Source organism: Microbacterium sp. (genome assembly GCF_035556355.1).
GTDB lineage: Bacteria > Actinomycetota > Actinomycetes > Actinomycetales > Microbacteriaceae > Microbacterium.
On record NZ_DATMFG010000003.1, the window covers coordinates 1 to 13,363 of the forward strand.

At 69.8% G+C, this 13,363-nt stretch carries 12 protein-coding genes and 1 pseudogene; 4 read left to right on the forward strand and 9 right to left on the reverse strand.

The features are described from left to right. The coding region (locus VNR19_RS00060) for a hypothetical protein (protein WP_325722663.1) at nucleotides 1-184 on the reverse strand (184 nt) is incomplete at its 3' end. Here VNR19_RS00060 and VNR19_RS17270 point away from each other — a divergent pair. Next, nucleotides 114-470, forward strand: a pseudogene (locus VNR19_RS17270) (GNAT family N-acetyltransferase); the annotation flags it as partial. The gene VNR19_RS00060 and the pseudogene VNR19_RS17270 sit on opposite strands and share 71 nt — an antisense overlap. Nucleotides 471-521: 51 nt before the next feature. Here VNR19_RS17270 and VNR19_RS00065 read toward each other — a convergent pair. Both VNR19_RS00065 and VNR19_RS00070 read right to left on the reverse strand, forming a co-directional pair. Next, on the reverse strand, nucleotides 522-1,238 hold the full coding sequence (locus tag VNR19_RS00065) for a hypothetical protein (RefSeq protein ID WP_325722665.1): 717 nt from the start codon (nucleotides 1,236-1,238) through the stop codon (nucleotides 522-524). Nucleotides 1,239-1,370: 132 nt separating this feature from the next. Next, the gene (locus tag VNR19_RS00070) at nucleotides 1,371-2,237 is read right to left on the reverse strand and encodes an LLM class F420-dependent oxidoreductase (RefSeq protein WP_325722667.1); all 867 of its coding nucleotides are present in this window, start codon (nucleotides 2,235-2,237) and stop codon (nucleotides 1,371-1,373) included. 192 nt (nucleotides 2,238-2,429) lie between these two features. Here VNR19_RS00070 and VNR19_RS00075 point away from each other — a divergent pair, with 192 nt between their 5' ends. Further along, nucleotides 2,430-4,457, forward strand: a complete 2,028-nt coding sequence (locus VNR19_RS00075; protein WP_325722669.1) for a glycosyl hydrolase family 28-related protein — start codon at nucleotides 2,430-2,432, stop codon at nucleotides 4,455-4,457. Nucleotides 4,458-4,549: 92 nt separating this feature from the next. On the opposite strand, the gene VNR19_RS00080 is transcribed toward VNR19_RS00075, so the two are convergent. Both VNR19_RS00080 and VNR19_RS00085 read right to left on the reverse strand, forming a co-directional pair. Beyond that, complete coding sequence (locus tag VNR19_RS00080) at nucleotides 4,550-5,326, reverse strand: ZIP family metal transporter (RefSeq protein ID WP_325722671.1); 777 nt, start codon at nucleotides 5,324-5,326, stop codon at nucleotides 4,550-4,552. Between the two features lie 97 nt (nucleotides 5,327-5,423). Further along, nucleotides 5,424-6,500, reverse strand: coding sequence for a Glu/Leu/Phe/Val dehydrogenase family protein (locus VNR19_RS00085; RefSeq protein WP_325722673.1), 1,077 nt, complete (start codon nucleotides 6,498-6,500; stop codon nucleotides 5,424-5,426). Between the two features lie 207 nt (nucleotides 6,501-6,707). Here VNR19_RS00085 and VNR19_RS00090 point away from each other — a divergent pair, with 207 nt between their 5' ends. Beyond that, on the forward strand, nucleotides 6,708-7,526 hold the full coding sequence (locus VNR19_RS00090; RefSeq protein WP_325722675.1) for a methyltransferase domain-containing protein: 819 nt from the start codon (nucleotides 6,708-6,710) through the stop codon (nucleotides 7,524-7,526). A 9-nt stretch (nucleotides 7,527-7,535) separates the two neighbouring features. Then, complete coding sequence (locus VNR19_RS00095) at nucleotides 7,536-8,012, forward strand: YbaK/EbsC family protein (RefSeq protein WP_325722677.1); 477 nt, start codon at nucleotides 7,536-7,538, stop codon at nucleotides 8,010-8,012. A 103-nt stretch (nucleotides 8,013-8,115) separates the two neighbouring features. Here VNR19_RS00095 and VNR19_RS00100 read toward each other — a convergent pair whose 3' ends face one another. The 4 genes from VNR19_RS00100 to VNR19_RS00115 all read right to left on the reverse strand — a co-directional run bounded on the left by VNR19_RS00100 (nucleotide 8,116) and on the right by VNR19_RS00115 (nucleotide 13,313). Further along, complete coding sequence (locus VNR19_RS00100; protein WP_325722679.1) at nucleotides 8,116-10,032, reverse strand: glycogen debranching N-terminal domain-containing protein; 1,917 nt, start codon at nucleotides 10,030-10,032, stop codon at nucleotides 8,116-8,118. Continuing rightward, nucleotides 10,029-10,847 carry a carbohydrate ABC transporter permease gene (locus VNR19_RS00105; RefSeq protein WP_414684103.1) on the reverse strand — a complete coding sequence of 273 codons (819 nt, stop codon included), beginning with the start codon at nucleotides 10,845-10,847 and terminating at the stop codon, nucleotides 10,029-10,031. The genes VNR19_RS00100 and VNR19_RS00105 overlap by 4 nt, the downstream gene beginning before the upstream one ends. Before the next feature lie 89 nt (nucleotides 10,848-10,936). After that, a complete protein-coding gene (locus tag VNR19_RS00110) occupies nucleotides 10,937-12,046 on the reverse strand; it encodes a carbohydrate ABC transporter permease (RefSeq protein ID WP_325722683.1) in 1,110 nt (369 codons plus the stop codon). A 4-nt stretch (nucleotides 12,047-12,050) separates the two neighbouring features. Next, the gene (locus VNR19_RS00115; RefSeq protein ID WP_325722685.1) at nucleotides 12,051-13,313 is read right to left on the reverse strand and encodes a sugar ABC transporter substrate-binding protein; all 1,263 of its coding nucleotides are present in this window, start codon (nucleotides 13,311-13,313) and stop codon (nucleotides 12,051-12,053) included. Between the last annotated feature and the right edge of the window lie 50 nt (nucleotides 13,314-13,363).

The window sequence follows — 13,363 nt, forward strand, 5'->3', positions numbered from 1 at the left end:
GTGTCGGAGGGGCGGCCGAGCCGCCCGCATCGTCCGGCGGCATCCGGAGCACGGTGACGGTACGCGCTGCGCGCGAGGACGACGCCGGACGGATGGCGGACATCCTCAACACCGTGATCGCGATCGGCGGGACCACGGCGCACACCGAGCCCTTCGATGAGAAGCGGATTCGGGCGGCGTTCATCGCGCCCACTCGAGGCATCTCGTGCTTCGTCGCCGTCGTGGACCATGATGTGGTCGGATTCCAGGCTCTGGAGTGGTCGGACCCGGAGTGGACCGGCGATCACCCGCTCCCCGCGGACTGGGCCTTCATCTCGACGTATGTCTCGCCGAGCCACCATCGGCGCGGCATCGGTCACGCCCTCTTCGCCCATACCGCGGACGCGGCACGCCGTGCGGGCGTCAGGTTCGTCGACGCGACGATCCGAGCGGAGAACCGGGGCGGCCTCGCCTTCTACGAGGCGATCGGATTCACCGAGTACCGGCGAGACGCGCACTCCGTGTCGAAGCGGTTCGCGCCCTCACCCGTACGCCGGCACCGCTTCGCCGCCCGCGCGCCGCGGGACCATCGAGAGGGCGATCACGACGATTCCGCTCAGGTACAGGATCCAGTAGGCGACCCGGAACACCGTCGCCGTCCCGTCGACGACACCACCGACCTCGAGCGAGACGAGGAGGTGCGCAGCGAACAGCAGGCCCGCGCCGACGCCCGATGAGGTGCCGGCGATGATTCCGGTCGTCGCCATCACACCGAGCAGCAGCAGGTACACAACGCCGACGACGCGAAGCGTGGGATCGAGTCCGCTCCAGGTTGCGGCGAGGACCATCGCGATCACCGCGGCGTAGAGCAACCCTACGGCGGCGCGTGGGCCTCGCGATGGGCGCGCGCGGGATGCGGACGCCGCACGAACCGTGACCCGCACGAACAGCACGATGAGCACAGCGCAGGCGGCCGCGTATGCGGCGATGCTCACCAGGAATGCGGCGTGCCCCAAGCCGATCAGACGTGGGTTGCCCAGGACATCGCCGACCCAGCAGAGCATCAGCGCGACGACGAGGAGCCGCGGGCCGCGTGCCCTCCAAACCCACACGGCCAGGATCGGCGCGAGGAGGAACGTCGAGACGAACGTGAGCTGCGCGGGGAGATGGAAGACGACGAGCGCGAACTGCGCCATCGCGGCCAGCGCGAAGGCGAGGAGCCACGGACTGCGAAGAACTCGGGTCGAGGAATCGGACACCCACACCACGCTAGGCGGACGGCGCCGGAGGCCGCGTCGTGCGAAGGGATGATCCGCACTCAACCGGGAGGATGACGCGGGTCGTGCGAGGTGTCGGGATGCGCACCTCGGCACGCTGCGTTCGTGACCGCGTCACACCTCGGCGATGCGCGGCACGACGTCGTTCGCGAGGCGCTCCACCCACTCGAGCTGGCGGTTGGGCCGCACACTCAGCACGACGAGGTCGATCCCGAGGTCGCGCAGCCGCTTGACCTGGTCGAGCCAGTCCGGAGCATCCGGGTTCAGCCGCGCCGCGAGTGCCTGCTTCTCGATCGCGTCGTAATCCGTGCCGACGTCGTCGCAGTGGCGGCGCAGCACCCCGAGCAGCTCGGTGAGCTCCTCGGGGTCCGCGGAGGTGAAGTTGACGATCTGCGCGTGCTGCGCGGCCAGGCGCAGCGTCTTCCGTCGCCCCTTGCCTCCGATCATGATGGGCGGATGCGGCGCAGCGACCGGCTGCGGACTGTTGAGCGTCGCGGCGAGCCGATAGTGCCGGCCCTCGAACGGGCCGTCGTCGTCGCTCCACATCTGCTCGACGATGCGCAGAGTCTCGTCCAGTCGCTCGAAGCGCTCGGCGATCGGCGGGAACGGCACCCCCAGGGCCTGGTGCTCGCGCTCGTACCACGCGGCGCCGATGCCGAAGAACGACCGTCCACCGCTGAGCACGTCGAGCGTGGTCGCTGTCTTCGCCAGAAGCCCCGGGTGCCGATACGTGACACCCACGACGAGCGGGCCGATGCGCATCCGGTGGGTGTGGGCGGCGACGAACCCGAGCGTCGTGTACGCCTCGAGCATGGGCTCGGCGGCGTCTCCACTGGCGTCCATCTGGAACCAGTGGTCCATGACGGTGAACTGGTCGAAGCCGCCGGCCTCCGCGGCCTCGGCGGTGGCGACGATGTCGCCTGCGATGGCCGGGGCGCCCCCCGGCGTCGTGTAGTTCCAGTAGTGGATTCCCGTACGCATGGTGACAGGGTAGGGGCGGCCGAGGGCGCGTCGGCCGGGCCCGGCGAAAGTCCTTGCGCGGGATCGGATCGATCGCGCAAGAAATCGACAACAGGGCGACAGTTCGCGACGAATGCTTGATACTTAGCGATGCGGACGTCTACAGTGACGGCAACGGGCACCCCGAAGCTCCTCACGAGAAACGAGTCGACGATGACACGTCCCCTCCCCGCCGTCGCTGCGCTCGCCGCGGCATCCGTCACCATCGCCATGCTGGCCGCCGCCCCTGCGGCCACGGCCGCACCACCGTGGTCGGCGCCGCCGCCCGACCCCGTGATCACACGCGCGGCGCTCGATCCCGCGCTCACGGAGGGGCGCGGCGCCGACGTGCCGTTCCTCGAGCAGGAGGCCGAGAACGCCCGGACCAACGGCACCGTGCTCGAGGCCGGGCGGGACGCGTACACGGTGGTGGGGGAGGCATCCGGTCGATCCGCCGTCAGCCTCGCCCCCGGCCAGTGGGTCGAGTTCACCCTCCCTGCGCCGACGAACGCGATCACGGTGCGGTACAGCATTCCGGATGCCGCGGACGGGGGCGGCATCACAGCCCCGCTGCGCATCACGACGAAGAACAAGCCGTACACACTCACGATGACGTCGCAGTACGCATACCTCTACAACCAGTACCCGTTCACGAACGACCCGAACGCCGGACTGCTGCATCCGGACTGGTGGATCGCCGAATGCTCCTGCGTACCGCAGTTCGACCTGCCGGACTTCGAACCCGACAAGCCCTTCCGGCCCATGAAGTTCTTCGACGAGGAGCGGGTCCTCTTCGACAAGACGTACGACGCCGGCGACGTGATCCGGCTCACGGCGCCCCACGGCGTCGCGGCGACCGTGATCGACCTCGTCGACACCGAGCTCGTCGGACCGCCGCACGAGGTGCGGAATGCCGAGAACATCCTGAAGTACGGCGCCGACAAGCACGGTCGCAAGGACTCCGCTCCGGCGATCGAGAAGGCGATCGCCGCGGCCCACAAGAGCGGGCTGCCCGTCTACCTCCCGCCGGGAACGTACCGAGTCGACCGCCACATCATCGTCGACGATGTCGCGATCATCGGTGCGGGCCACTGGTACACGAAGGTCAAGGGGAGCCAGGTCGCACTCCCGACGCCCGCGCCCGACGGATCGGTGCACACGGGCGTGGGCTTCTACGGCAAAGATGCCGCCGACGGCGGAAGCCGCAACGTGCACATCTCGGGCCTTGCGATCGAGGGTGACGTGCGCGAGCGCATCGACACCGACCAGGTGAACGGCATCGGCGGCGCGTTCAGCGACTCGACCTTCCGCGACCTGCACATCCAGCACACGAAGGTCGGCATCTGGCTCGACGGCCCGATGTCGAACGTCACGATCGAGGACTCGATCATCGTCGACCAGATCGCGGATGCCGTGAACTTCCACCGCGGCGTGACCGATTCGCGCGTCGTCAACACGTTCGTGCGCAACACGGGCGACGACGGCCTCGCGATGTGGGCGGAGACCGACCAGAACGCGCGCAACGTGTTCGAGCGCAACACCGTGCAGTCCCCGACGCTCGCGAACGGCATCGCGATCTACGGCGGGCGCGACAACACCGTCGCCCGCAATCTCGTCGCCGACCCCGTGCGCGAGGGGAGCGGGCTGCACGCCGGCGCCCGGTTCGGCGCGGAGCCGTTCGAAGGCGCGCTGAGCTTCACCGACAACACGACCGTGCGCGCGGGCGGGTTCGAACTAAACTGGAGGATCGGCCTCGGCTCCTTGTGGATCTATGCACTCGACCGGTCGATCGACGGCGCGATCCGGGTCACGGGCGACCACTACCTGGACTCGACCTACAACGCGATCATGATGGTGTCGGAGTGGGCGGTGCGCAACGACGTCGCGATCACGGATGTCGCGTTCAAGGACGTCCGCGTCGACGGCACCGGCACCTCGGTGCTGAGCGCGCGGGTCGCGGGCGGCGCCTCGTTCGAGAACGTCGACGCCCGCAACGTCGGCGCGGTCGGGATCAACAACTGCGGCTCGTTCAACTTCCCGCCGACGGGGAGCGAGTTCACCGTGACCGACCTCGGCGGCAACGACGGCGGCGGCACCACGGGGCCGTGGATGGCGGCGTGGGAGCTGCCGAACACGATCACGTGCGACGACCGGCCGCCGGTCGTGACGCCGCCGCCCCCGTCGCCATGGGTGCAGCCGTGAGCGCTTCGCGCTGACGCACGAAGGAGGCGGATGCCGCGACCGACTGGGCCGCGGCATCCGCCTCTCTCGTGCTCTGCGCCGCGCCGGCGCGATCAGCCCGCCAGCTCGTGCAGCAGGAACGCGCACAGGAAGCCGATCGTCGCCCACAACCCCGTGAGCGCGCGCTGCTCGGCGAACGCCTCGGGGATCATCGTGTTGCAGATCATCGCGAGCAGAGCACCCGCGGCGACCGTCGTGATGACGGCGATGACGCTCACCGGCGCGGCCTGCAGGGCGGTGTACCCGACCACGGCCGCGACGACCGTCACGAGGGCGATGCCGCCCCACAGCAGCGCGACCGCGCGACCGCTCGAGCCGCCGCGCTTGAGCGCCGCCGTCGACCCGAGTCCCTCCGGGACGTTGCTGATCGCGATCGCTGCGACGATCGGGATGCTGATGCCGCCCTGCAGCACGGACAGACCCATGACGATCGACTCCGGGATGCCGTCGATGAGGCCGCCGACGGCGATCGCCACACCCGTGCCGCCCGCAAGCCGTGCACCGCGGCGTGCGGCGATGTTCGCGTGTGGAACAGTCGGCGGGACCGATGGCGGCGGCTGCTTCCTCGGGCGTGACACGAGCCGGTCGGCGACGATGTACAGGATCGCGCCGGCGAGGAATCCCACGCCGACCGGAAGCAGTCCCCCTGCCTCGGCGGCCTCTTCGACGAGCTCGAACGCGAGCGTCGAGATGAGCACGCCTGCGCCGAGCGCCATGATGCCTGCGACGACCATCTGCGGGATGTCGATGAACCACGCGATCGCGGCGCCGACGAGGAGCGCTCCGCCGGCGATCAGTCCGCTGAGCGCCGCGAGCCAGAGTCCGTCCATGGCGTCAACCTAGCGGCGAGCCGCGCGCCGTGGCGGCGGGCACGCTGAACCGGCGCACGCGAGAGGCTGCCCGTGCGCCGGTTCGCGAGTCGGTGGGTCAGTGCGCGAGCGCGGGCTTGCGTCCGCCTTCGGCGAGACGCTGGGCGGCGAGGCCCTCGGCCGCCTCGAGGGGGGACACGCCGCGCGACTCCGCCTCGTCGAACACGCGACGGACGGTGTCGCCGATCGCCGCGACGCGATCCATGACCTCGGCCTTCGTTCCGAGCTGCTTCGCGACGAGGTCGAGGTAGATCACGCCGCCCGCGTTCACGACGAAGTCGGGCGCGTAGAGGATGCCGCGCGAAGCGAGCTGGTCGGCACCCGCGCGCTCCGCGAGCGGGTTGTTCGCGGGTCCGCACACGGCCTTCGCGTCGAGGGAGTCGATCACGTCCTTCGTGAGCACGCCGCCGATGCCGGCCGGCACGAACACGTCGGCCGGAACGAGGTGCTCGGTGCCGGGCTCCGCCCAGTCGACGCCGAGGTCGGCGGCGAGGTCGCGCTTCGCGGGGTTGACGTCGGTGACCGTGAGGACGGCGTCCTCGGCCGCGAGCCGCACGGCGAGGCGGCTGCCGACCTGGCCGAGGCCCGAGATCGTGATGCGTCGGCCCTTGACGTCGCTCGATCCGGTGATCCGCTCGAGGGTCGCGCGGATCGCCTCGTACACGCCGATGCTCGTGGGGCCGGCCGGCTCGCCCGAGCCGCCGACGGCGTCGGGGAGTCCCACGACGTGCTCCGTGCGCTCGCTCACCACGAGCATGTCCTCGGTCGTCGAGCCGACGTCTTCGGCCGTCCGGTACAGGCCGTGGAAGGACTCGACCGCGTCGCCCAGGTCCAGGAACGCCGCGCGGCGGCGCTCGCCATCGAGCTGGGTTCCGGGCGGCAGCGCGATCACGGACTTGCCACCGCCGGCGTCGAGGCCTGCCGCGGCGTTCTTGAGCGTCATCGCCTCCGAAAGGCGAAGCGCGTCACCGAGCCCGTCGCTCCAGCTCGGGTACGTCCACAGGCGTGCACCGCCGAGGGCGGAGCCGAGCACCGATGAGTGCAGCGCGACGATGATCACCAGGCCGCTCCGACGACCCGTGATCACCTCCACGCGCTCGTGGTCGAAACGGGGCAGGGGCAGGGTGTGCGTCATCGCGATCCTCTTCCGGCGGGCCTTGTGGGCTGTGCGCTGCGAACGCCGCCTCTTCGCGGCATCCGCCTTCTATTGCACCACCGCGCGGCGGACTGTTCAACCGTTCGCCCGGCGAGTGAGCAGATCGCTCAGACGATCTCACTCATCGTCCACGAAGGAGCGCAGGATGCGCCAAGACTCCGGATGCTGCGCCGATACCCTCGGGAGATGACGACGGCGCGCTACACCCACGGCCACCACGAATCCGTCCTGCGCTCGCACGAATGGCGCACAGCCGAGAACTCGGCCGCATACCTCCTCCCGCATCTCGAGGCCGGACGGTCGCTGCTGGACGTCGGGTCGGGACCTGGCACGATCACCGTCGACTTCGCGCAGCGGCTCGCGCCGGGGCCGGTGAGGGGCGTGGACGCGTCGTCGGACGTCGTCGCGAAAGCGGTGGCGCTCGCGGCGGAGCGCGGCGTCGACAATGTCGAGTTCGCCGTGGGCGACGCGTACGCACTCGAGGCGGCGGATGCCTCATTCGACGTCGTGCACGCGCACCAGGTGCTGCAGCACCTCGAGCGTCCCGTCGACGCACTGCGGGAGTTCGGCCGCGTCGCCGGGCCGGACGGCCTGGTCGCCGTGCGCGACGTCGACTACGAGGGGACCATCTGGTACCCGCTGCTCCCGGCACTGGCGGAGTGGCTCGACCTGTACGTGCGGGTGCACCGCAGCTCGTCGGGCGAGCCGGCGGCGGGGCGTCGCCTCAAGTCGTGGGCGCGCGCGGCCGGCCTGCGCGACGTCGCCTCGACCGCGAGCGTGTGGGTGTTCGAGTCTCCCGAAGACCGCGCCTTCTGGGGAGGCATGTGGGCGGATCGCGTCGTGCAGTCGGCCTTCGCCGACCGCGCGCGGGCGATCGGAGCCGACGACGGACAGCTCGAGCGCATCTCGGACGGCTGGCGCGAGTGGGCGGATCATCCGGACGGGTGGCTGCTCATGCCGCACGGTGAGATCCTGGCGCGCGGAGCCGACAGCGGGCGCCGATAATCTGGGCTCGTGACTGCTCACCTGCCCACCCGAAGCCGACTCGTCCACGACTCCCTGCGCGCCGCCGGCATCGCCGGTGACATCGTGGTGCTTCCGGATGCCGCGTCCACCGCTCCGCTCGCGGCCGCCGCGCTCGGGGTCGAGGTCGGCGCGATCGCGAACAGCCTCGTGTTCTGGAGCGACGGCGAGCCCCTGCTCGTCATGACGAGCGGCGCGCATCGGGTCGACACCGCCGCTCTCGCCGAGCGCCTCGGACGCACCTCGATCAAGCGCGCGACGCCCGAACAGGTTCGCGAGGCGACGGGCCAGGCGATCGGGGGAGTGGCGCCCACGGGGCATCCGTCGCCGCTCACGACCATCGTCGACGAGGATCTCGCCCAATACCCCGAGATCTGGGCCGCGGGCGGAACGCCGCACACGGTCTTCCCGCTGACGTTCGACGAGCTCGTGCGCCTCACGAGCGGGACGGTCGCGAAGGTCGACTGACGTTCCCCGGGGCACCCCCGCCTACGCCGAGATCGCGCGAACACCGGTCCCCGCCGTGGGAGACCGGTGATTCGCGCGATCTCGGCGCCCGCTGGAGAGTGGGTCAGCGGGGACGCACGATCTGCGCGCACGCGATCGCCGCGGCCGCCGACCACGCTTGCGGGCGGCACGCCGCGGGATACGGCGTCGGCACGGACGTCTGCCACGCGGGGTCGCCCGAGTGCAGCTCGGGCACGCGGTAGGCGAACCCCTCGGCCGCGGCGACGAGCCCGCGCACGACGTCGCGCGCGGCATCCGTCAATCCCGCTCGCTGCATGCTCCACGCGATGATCGCGGTGTCGTGCGTCCACACGCTGCCGCCGTGGTACGACAGCGGCCAGTAGCCGGCGGAGCCCGTCGACATGGTTCGGATGCCGAAGCCCGACGACATCGACTCTCCGAGCAGCAGCTCGGCGACCACGCGCTCTTCATCGGGGTCGAGGATGCCGGTGCCCACGAGGTGTCCGATGTTGCTCGTCAGAGTGTCGACCGGACGCTTGTCCCGGTCGAGAGCGATCGCCGGGAACCGCCCCTCGGGCGTCTGGACCCAGTACGACTCGCGGAACCGCGAGCGCAGGCTCGACGCCCATTCGCGAAGCGCCGACGGTGAGAGCGCCCCCTCGCCCTCTCCGCCGAACGCCTCGAGGAGGTCGGCACCGGCGATCGCCGCCTCGTACGCGTATCCCTGCACCTCGCACAGTGCGATGGGCCCGCGCGCGAGGGTGCCGTCGCGCCATTGGATGGAGTCGCCCGAGTCCTTCCATCCCTGGTTCGCCAGCCCCCGGCCGGTGCGATCGATGTAGTCGATGAAGCCGTCGCCGTCGCTGTCGCCGTACTCCACGAGCCACTGCAGCGCGCCGTGCAGCGCGGGGACGAGGTCGCGCACCTCGCGCTCGGGCATCCCCGCGCGCCACGCGTCGGCGAGCAGGCACACCCACAGCGGAGTCGCGTCGACGCTGCCGAAGTACAGGGGCGGGAGAGTCACGCCCTCGCTCGGCAGCTCGAGCGCCGATGAGCGCAGTTCGTGCAGGATCTTGCCCGGCTCCTCGGCGGTCGCGATGTCGACCTCGGTGCCCTGCATGCGCGCCAGCACGCGCAATGTCGATGCCGCGATCCCCACGTCGACGGGCAGCGCGAGCCGTGCCGTCCAGAGGGAGTCGCGTCCGAACAGTGTGAAGAACCACGGCGCTCCGGCCGCGAAGAATTCGTCGTGGGGGTTGTCGGTTGCGGTGAGCCGGAGCGCGTCGAGGTCGCCGAGCGCCGTGTCGAGCCATCGGTCGAGGCGCGTGTCGCCCGTCGGTCCGTGCCGTCCGCCGGGGGGAGGCCACGCACCGGCAGCGCCGTGCACCACGGAGGCGTGGTCGTGCAGGTCGAGTGTGAACGACACGGATGCCGCCCCGTGCGCGTCGACGACGACGGGCCATTCCGCCGTGACGGCGTCTGCGGCGGCCGTGATGTCGGCCCCGGGCGCCGAGAGGGCGAACGACCGGCGCTCGTGGGTGACGGTGGCTGTCGCATCCGTCATGGCGATCACCGCCGTCTGCGTGACCGCGAGGCCCGCCTTCACGTCGTGCAGTGACGCGAAGTCCGGCGCGATCACGAGAGCCAAGGCCGTCTCGACCGGATGCGGGAGCCCCGATTCGATCGTCCACGTCTCGGTCACGCGGCCCGCTTCGACGCGGCGATCGCGCACGAAGCGCAGTCGTGGATCGGGCATGGGATCGTCGAGCCCTCGCAGCAGGCCGCCGAACACGACGCGTGACGGGCCGTCGGGCGAGACCGAGATCCACTCGATGCGCGATCCTCGACAGGTTGCGGTCATCGAGCGGATGTGGCGCACGTCGCCGTGGTACACCCCGTCGATCGTCTGCGCACCGAGGTCGCCCTCGCGCCCCGACCACACCTGGGTCGGGGCGCGCAGGGCGATCACCGCGTCGTCGAGGAGCGGCTGCAGCGCGATCGGGTTCGAACCTGCGGTCATTCCTTGACGGCTCCTTCGCTGACGTTCATGATGCGGCGCTGGAAGATGAAGAACATCACCGCGACGGGGATCGTCATGATCACCGCCGCCGCGAGCTTGAGCGGGAACTGCGACCCCTGGCTCAGCTGGCCCGATGCGAGCGCCGCGACACCCTTCGTGAGGGTGGTCAGGGCGGGCGACTGCGTGGCGACGATGAAGTGGTTGAGCTCGTTCCACGATCCTTGGAACGACAGGATCACGATCGTGATGAGCGCGGGCCTCGCCATCGGCAGCACGACCGACCAGAACACGCGGAACGTGCCGGCGCCGTCGATGCGAGCCTGCTCTTCGACTGAGACCGGTATCGACTCGAAGAAGTTCTTCATGATGAACACTCCGGCCGCGTCGACCAGCAGCGGGAGGATCATGCCCGCGTACGAGTCGTAGATGCCGAGCTGGTTGATCACGAGGAACTTCGGGATGAGCAGCACGACCGCCGGCACGGCCATCACGGCCACGACCGCGGCGAACACGATCCCGCGTCCGCGGAAATGCAGCCGCGCGAGGGCGTAGCCGGCGAGCGAGCAGAAGAACACGCGACCGAGCGTCACGAAGATCGTCACGATCGCCGAGTTCGCGAACCAGATCGGGAAGTCGCTGCGCAGGAACAGTCGCTCGTACGCCGCGAACGTGAACGTCTGCGGGATGAGCGAGATCGGATTCGCGGCCGCCTCGGGCTCGGTCTTGAACGAGGTCGCGACCTGCACGAGGAACGGATAGATGTAGACGATCGTTATCGCGATCAGCACCGCGTAGAGGACGATCTGCCACACCATGGGTGCGCGCAGCCACCGCTGCCGTGTCGGCTTGGGCCGGTGCAAGGGCTCCTCGGTGAGCACCCGCGCTTCGTCGAGGGTCGTGCCGGTCATCGCTTCGCCTCCTTCGGCTGCGACGGCTGGTACTGGCGGGCGCGGCGCTTCGACACCGGCCGGTCGCGAAGCACCCAGCGCTGGAAGATCGTGAAGATGACGATGATCGCGAACAGGATGAACGCGATCGCGGCACCGCGACCCCAGTCCTGATCGAGGAACGCCGACGAGTACGAGAGGTACGCCGGAGTCAGGGTCGTCTTGGACGGCCCGCCCTGCGTTCCGGTGTAGATCTGATCGAACACCTGCCAACAGCCGATGAGGCCCAGGGTCAGCACCGTGAAAAGGGTCGGTCGCAACTGGGGGAGCGTCACGCGCCAGAACCGCTGCCACGCGTTCGCGCCGTCGACCATGGCCGCCTCGTTGACCTCACCGCTGAGGTTCTGCAGCGCCGCGATGAACAGCAGCATGAATGTGCCGCTCGTCGTGAAGACGGCCATGAGGATGAACGCCGTCATCGCGACGGACGGCCCGGCCAGCCAGTCCCACCACGAGATCCCGAGGAAGTCGTTCTCGGTCAGGGCGGCGGGTCCGCTCGTGACGCCGACCGCCCTGAGACCGTTGTGGACGATACCGGTCGGATCCTGGAACCAGTTCGGTCCGTTGATGCCGAGCCACGAGAGCACCTCGTTCACGACTCCTGTCGCCGAGAACAGGAACAGCCACAGCACGGTGATGGCGACGGAGCTCGTCACCGACGGGAAGTAGAACGCGGTGCGGAAGAAGCCGCGGCCGCGCAGGATCGCGCGGTTCACGAGCACGGCGAGGAAGAGCGACAGCGCGGTCTGGATCGGCACGACCAGCAGCACGTACCACGCGTTGTTGCGCAGCGAGGTGCCGAAGTCGCGCGTCGGGAGTCCGCCGTCGACGGTGATGGCCGCGTAGTTCTCGAGGCCGACGAAGTTGACGTTCGCCGACAGGGGGCTTCCCCTTCCCGTCCAATCCGAGAAGCTCACCCACAGCGCCATCAGGACGGGCGCGAGCAGGAAGATCCCCAGGATCAGGATGACGGGAAGAGTGAAGACCCAGCCGGCGAGCGCCTCCCCGCGCCGGATGCCCCGGCCGGAGCCTCCCGCTCGGGGAGGCGCTGCGACGGTGGCGGTCATGGGGTCAGCCCACGATCGCTTCGGCGTTCTCCTGCACCGTGTCGAGGATCTGCTGCGGATCGCCTGTCTTGAGGCCCTCGAGCTGTGCGTTGAAGTCGGAGATCACCGCGGAGATGCCGTCGTTGGTCGGAACGCCCTTCGCATAGTCGGCCCCCGCGATGAAGGCGGCGAGCTCGGGGTTGTCAGCCTTCCACTGCTCGGCGGCGGACTGGACCGACGGCATCGGGCCGAACGCCTCCGAGAACGCGAGCTGCTGCTCGGCGCTCGTCAGGTACTCGACGAGGTCGAGCGCGGCCTGCTGGTTCGGGCTGTCGGCGGCCATTCCCCAGCAGTTCGTGAACTGCATCGTGCCCTTGCCGGCAGGACCCTCCGGCAGCTCGACGACCTGGTACTCGACGTCCGGGAAGTCGTTCGTCATGGCGCCCTGGATCCAGTTGCCCTCGATCGTCATGGCCGCCAGCTGCTTGCCGAACGCCTCGCCGCCCCAGCCTGCGCCGAGGTCGGACGAGTACGCGAAGCTGCCGGCCTCCATCTGCTCCTTGACGTAGGTGAGGGCCTCGACGTTCTCGGGGCTGTTCGCGACGGCCTCCGTGCCGTCGTCGCTGATGAGCTGGCCGCCCGCCTGCGCCATGAAGGCACCGACGCGCTGGTACTCGGGGCCGAACGCGAGGCCCGTGACGCCGTCCTTCGTCAGAGTGGCGGCGACGTCGGAGAGCTCGTCCCACGTGGTCGGGATGTCGTCGTCGGTGAGGCCGGCCGCCTCCCACAGGCTCGTGTTGACGATGAGCTGCAGCGTCGAGAAGTCCTTCGGCGCGCAGTAGAACTCGTCCTCGAAGGTGAAGTTCTGCACGAGCGACGGGAAGAAGTCGTCCTTGTTGGACAGCAGGTCGCCGTAGGCCTTGAGCGAGCCGTTGCCCGCGTAGCCGGCGAGAGCCTCGGTCGCAAGGTAGAAGAGGTCGGGCGGCGATCCGGCCGCGAACCCCTGCGAGAGCTGCTGGGGGAGGTCGTTCGCGACCTGGACGGTCGCGTCGATGCCCGATTCCTCGGACCACGCGGCGACCGCCTCGGTCACCGCATCCGTCTCGGCGTCGCCGGACGAGCCGATGAGGATCGTGAGCGCCTCGTCCGACGACGTGAGCTCGGAGTCGTCGCCGCCTCCGGCACCGCCACCGTCGTCGAACCCGGATCCGCACGCCGTGAGCGCGAGGGCGCCGGTCACCAGGAGCGCGCCGGTGCCGAGGATCGCGCGGGTCTTGTGCCGTGTCATGGTCTCTTCTCCTTTGAATGACGTTCTCGGTGCATGAAGGCAGTTTGATC

Bases quoted from the DNA above. Each gene is read 5' to 3' on its own strand.
- VNR19_RS00115 (WP_325722685.1), bottom strand. From the start codon at position 13,313: ATGACACGGCACAAGACCCGCGCGATCCTCGGCACCGGCGCGCTCCTG.
- VNR19_RS00100 (WP_325722679.1), bottom strand. From the start codon at position 10,032: ATGACCGCAGGTTCGAACCCGATCGCGCTGCAGCCGCTCCTCGACGAC.
- VNR19_RS00110 (WP_325722683.1), bottom strand. From the start codon at position 12,046: ATGACCGCCACCGTCGCAGCGCCTCCCCGAGCGGGAGGCTCCGGCCGG.
- VNR19_RS00080 (WP_325722671.1), bottom strand. From the start codon at position 5,326: ATGGACGGACTCTGGCTCGCGGCGCTCAGCGGACTGATCGCCGGCGGA.
- VNR19_RS00075 (WP_325722669.1), top strand. From the start codon at position 2,430: ATGACACGTCCCCTCCCCGCCGTCGCTGCGCTCGCCGCGGCATCCGTC.
- VNR19_RS00085 (WP_325722673.1), bottom strand. From the start codon at position 6,500: ATGACGCACACCCTGCCCCTGCCCCGTTTCGACCACGAGCGCGTGGAG.
- VNR19_RS00105 (WP_414684103.1), bottom strand. From the start codon at position 10,847: ATGGTGTGGCAGATCGTCCTCTACGCGGTGCTGATCGCGATAACGATC.
- VNR19_RS00090 (WP_325722675.1), top strand. From the start codon at position 6,708: ATGACGACGGCGCGCTACACCCACGGCCACCACGAATCCGTCCTGCGC.
- VNR19_RS00070 (WP_325722667.1), bottom strand. From the start codon at position 2,237: ATGCGTACGGGAATCCACTACTGGAACTACACGACGCCGGGGGGCGCC.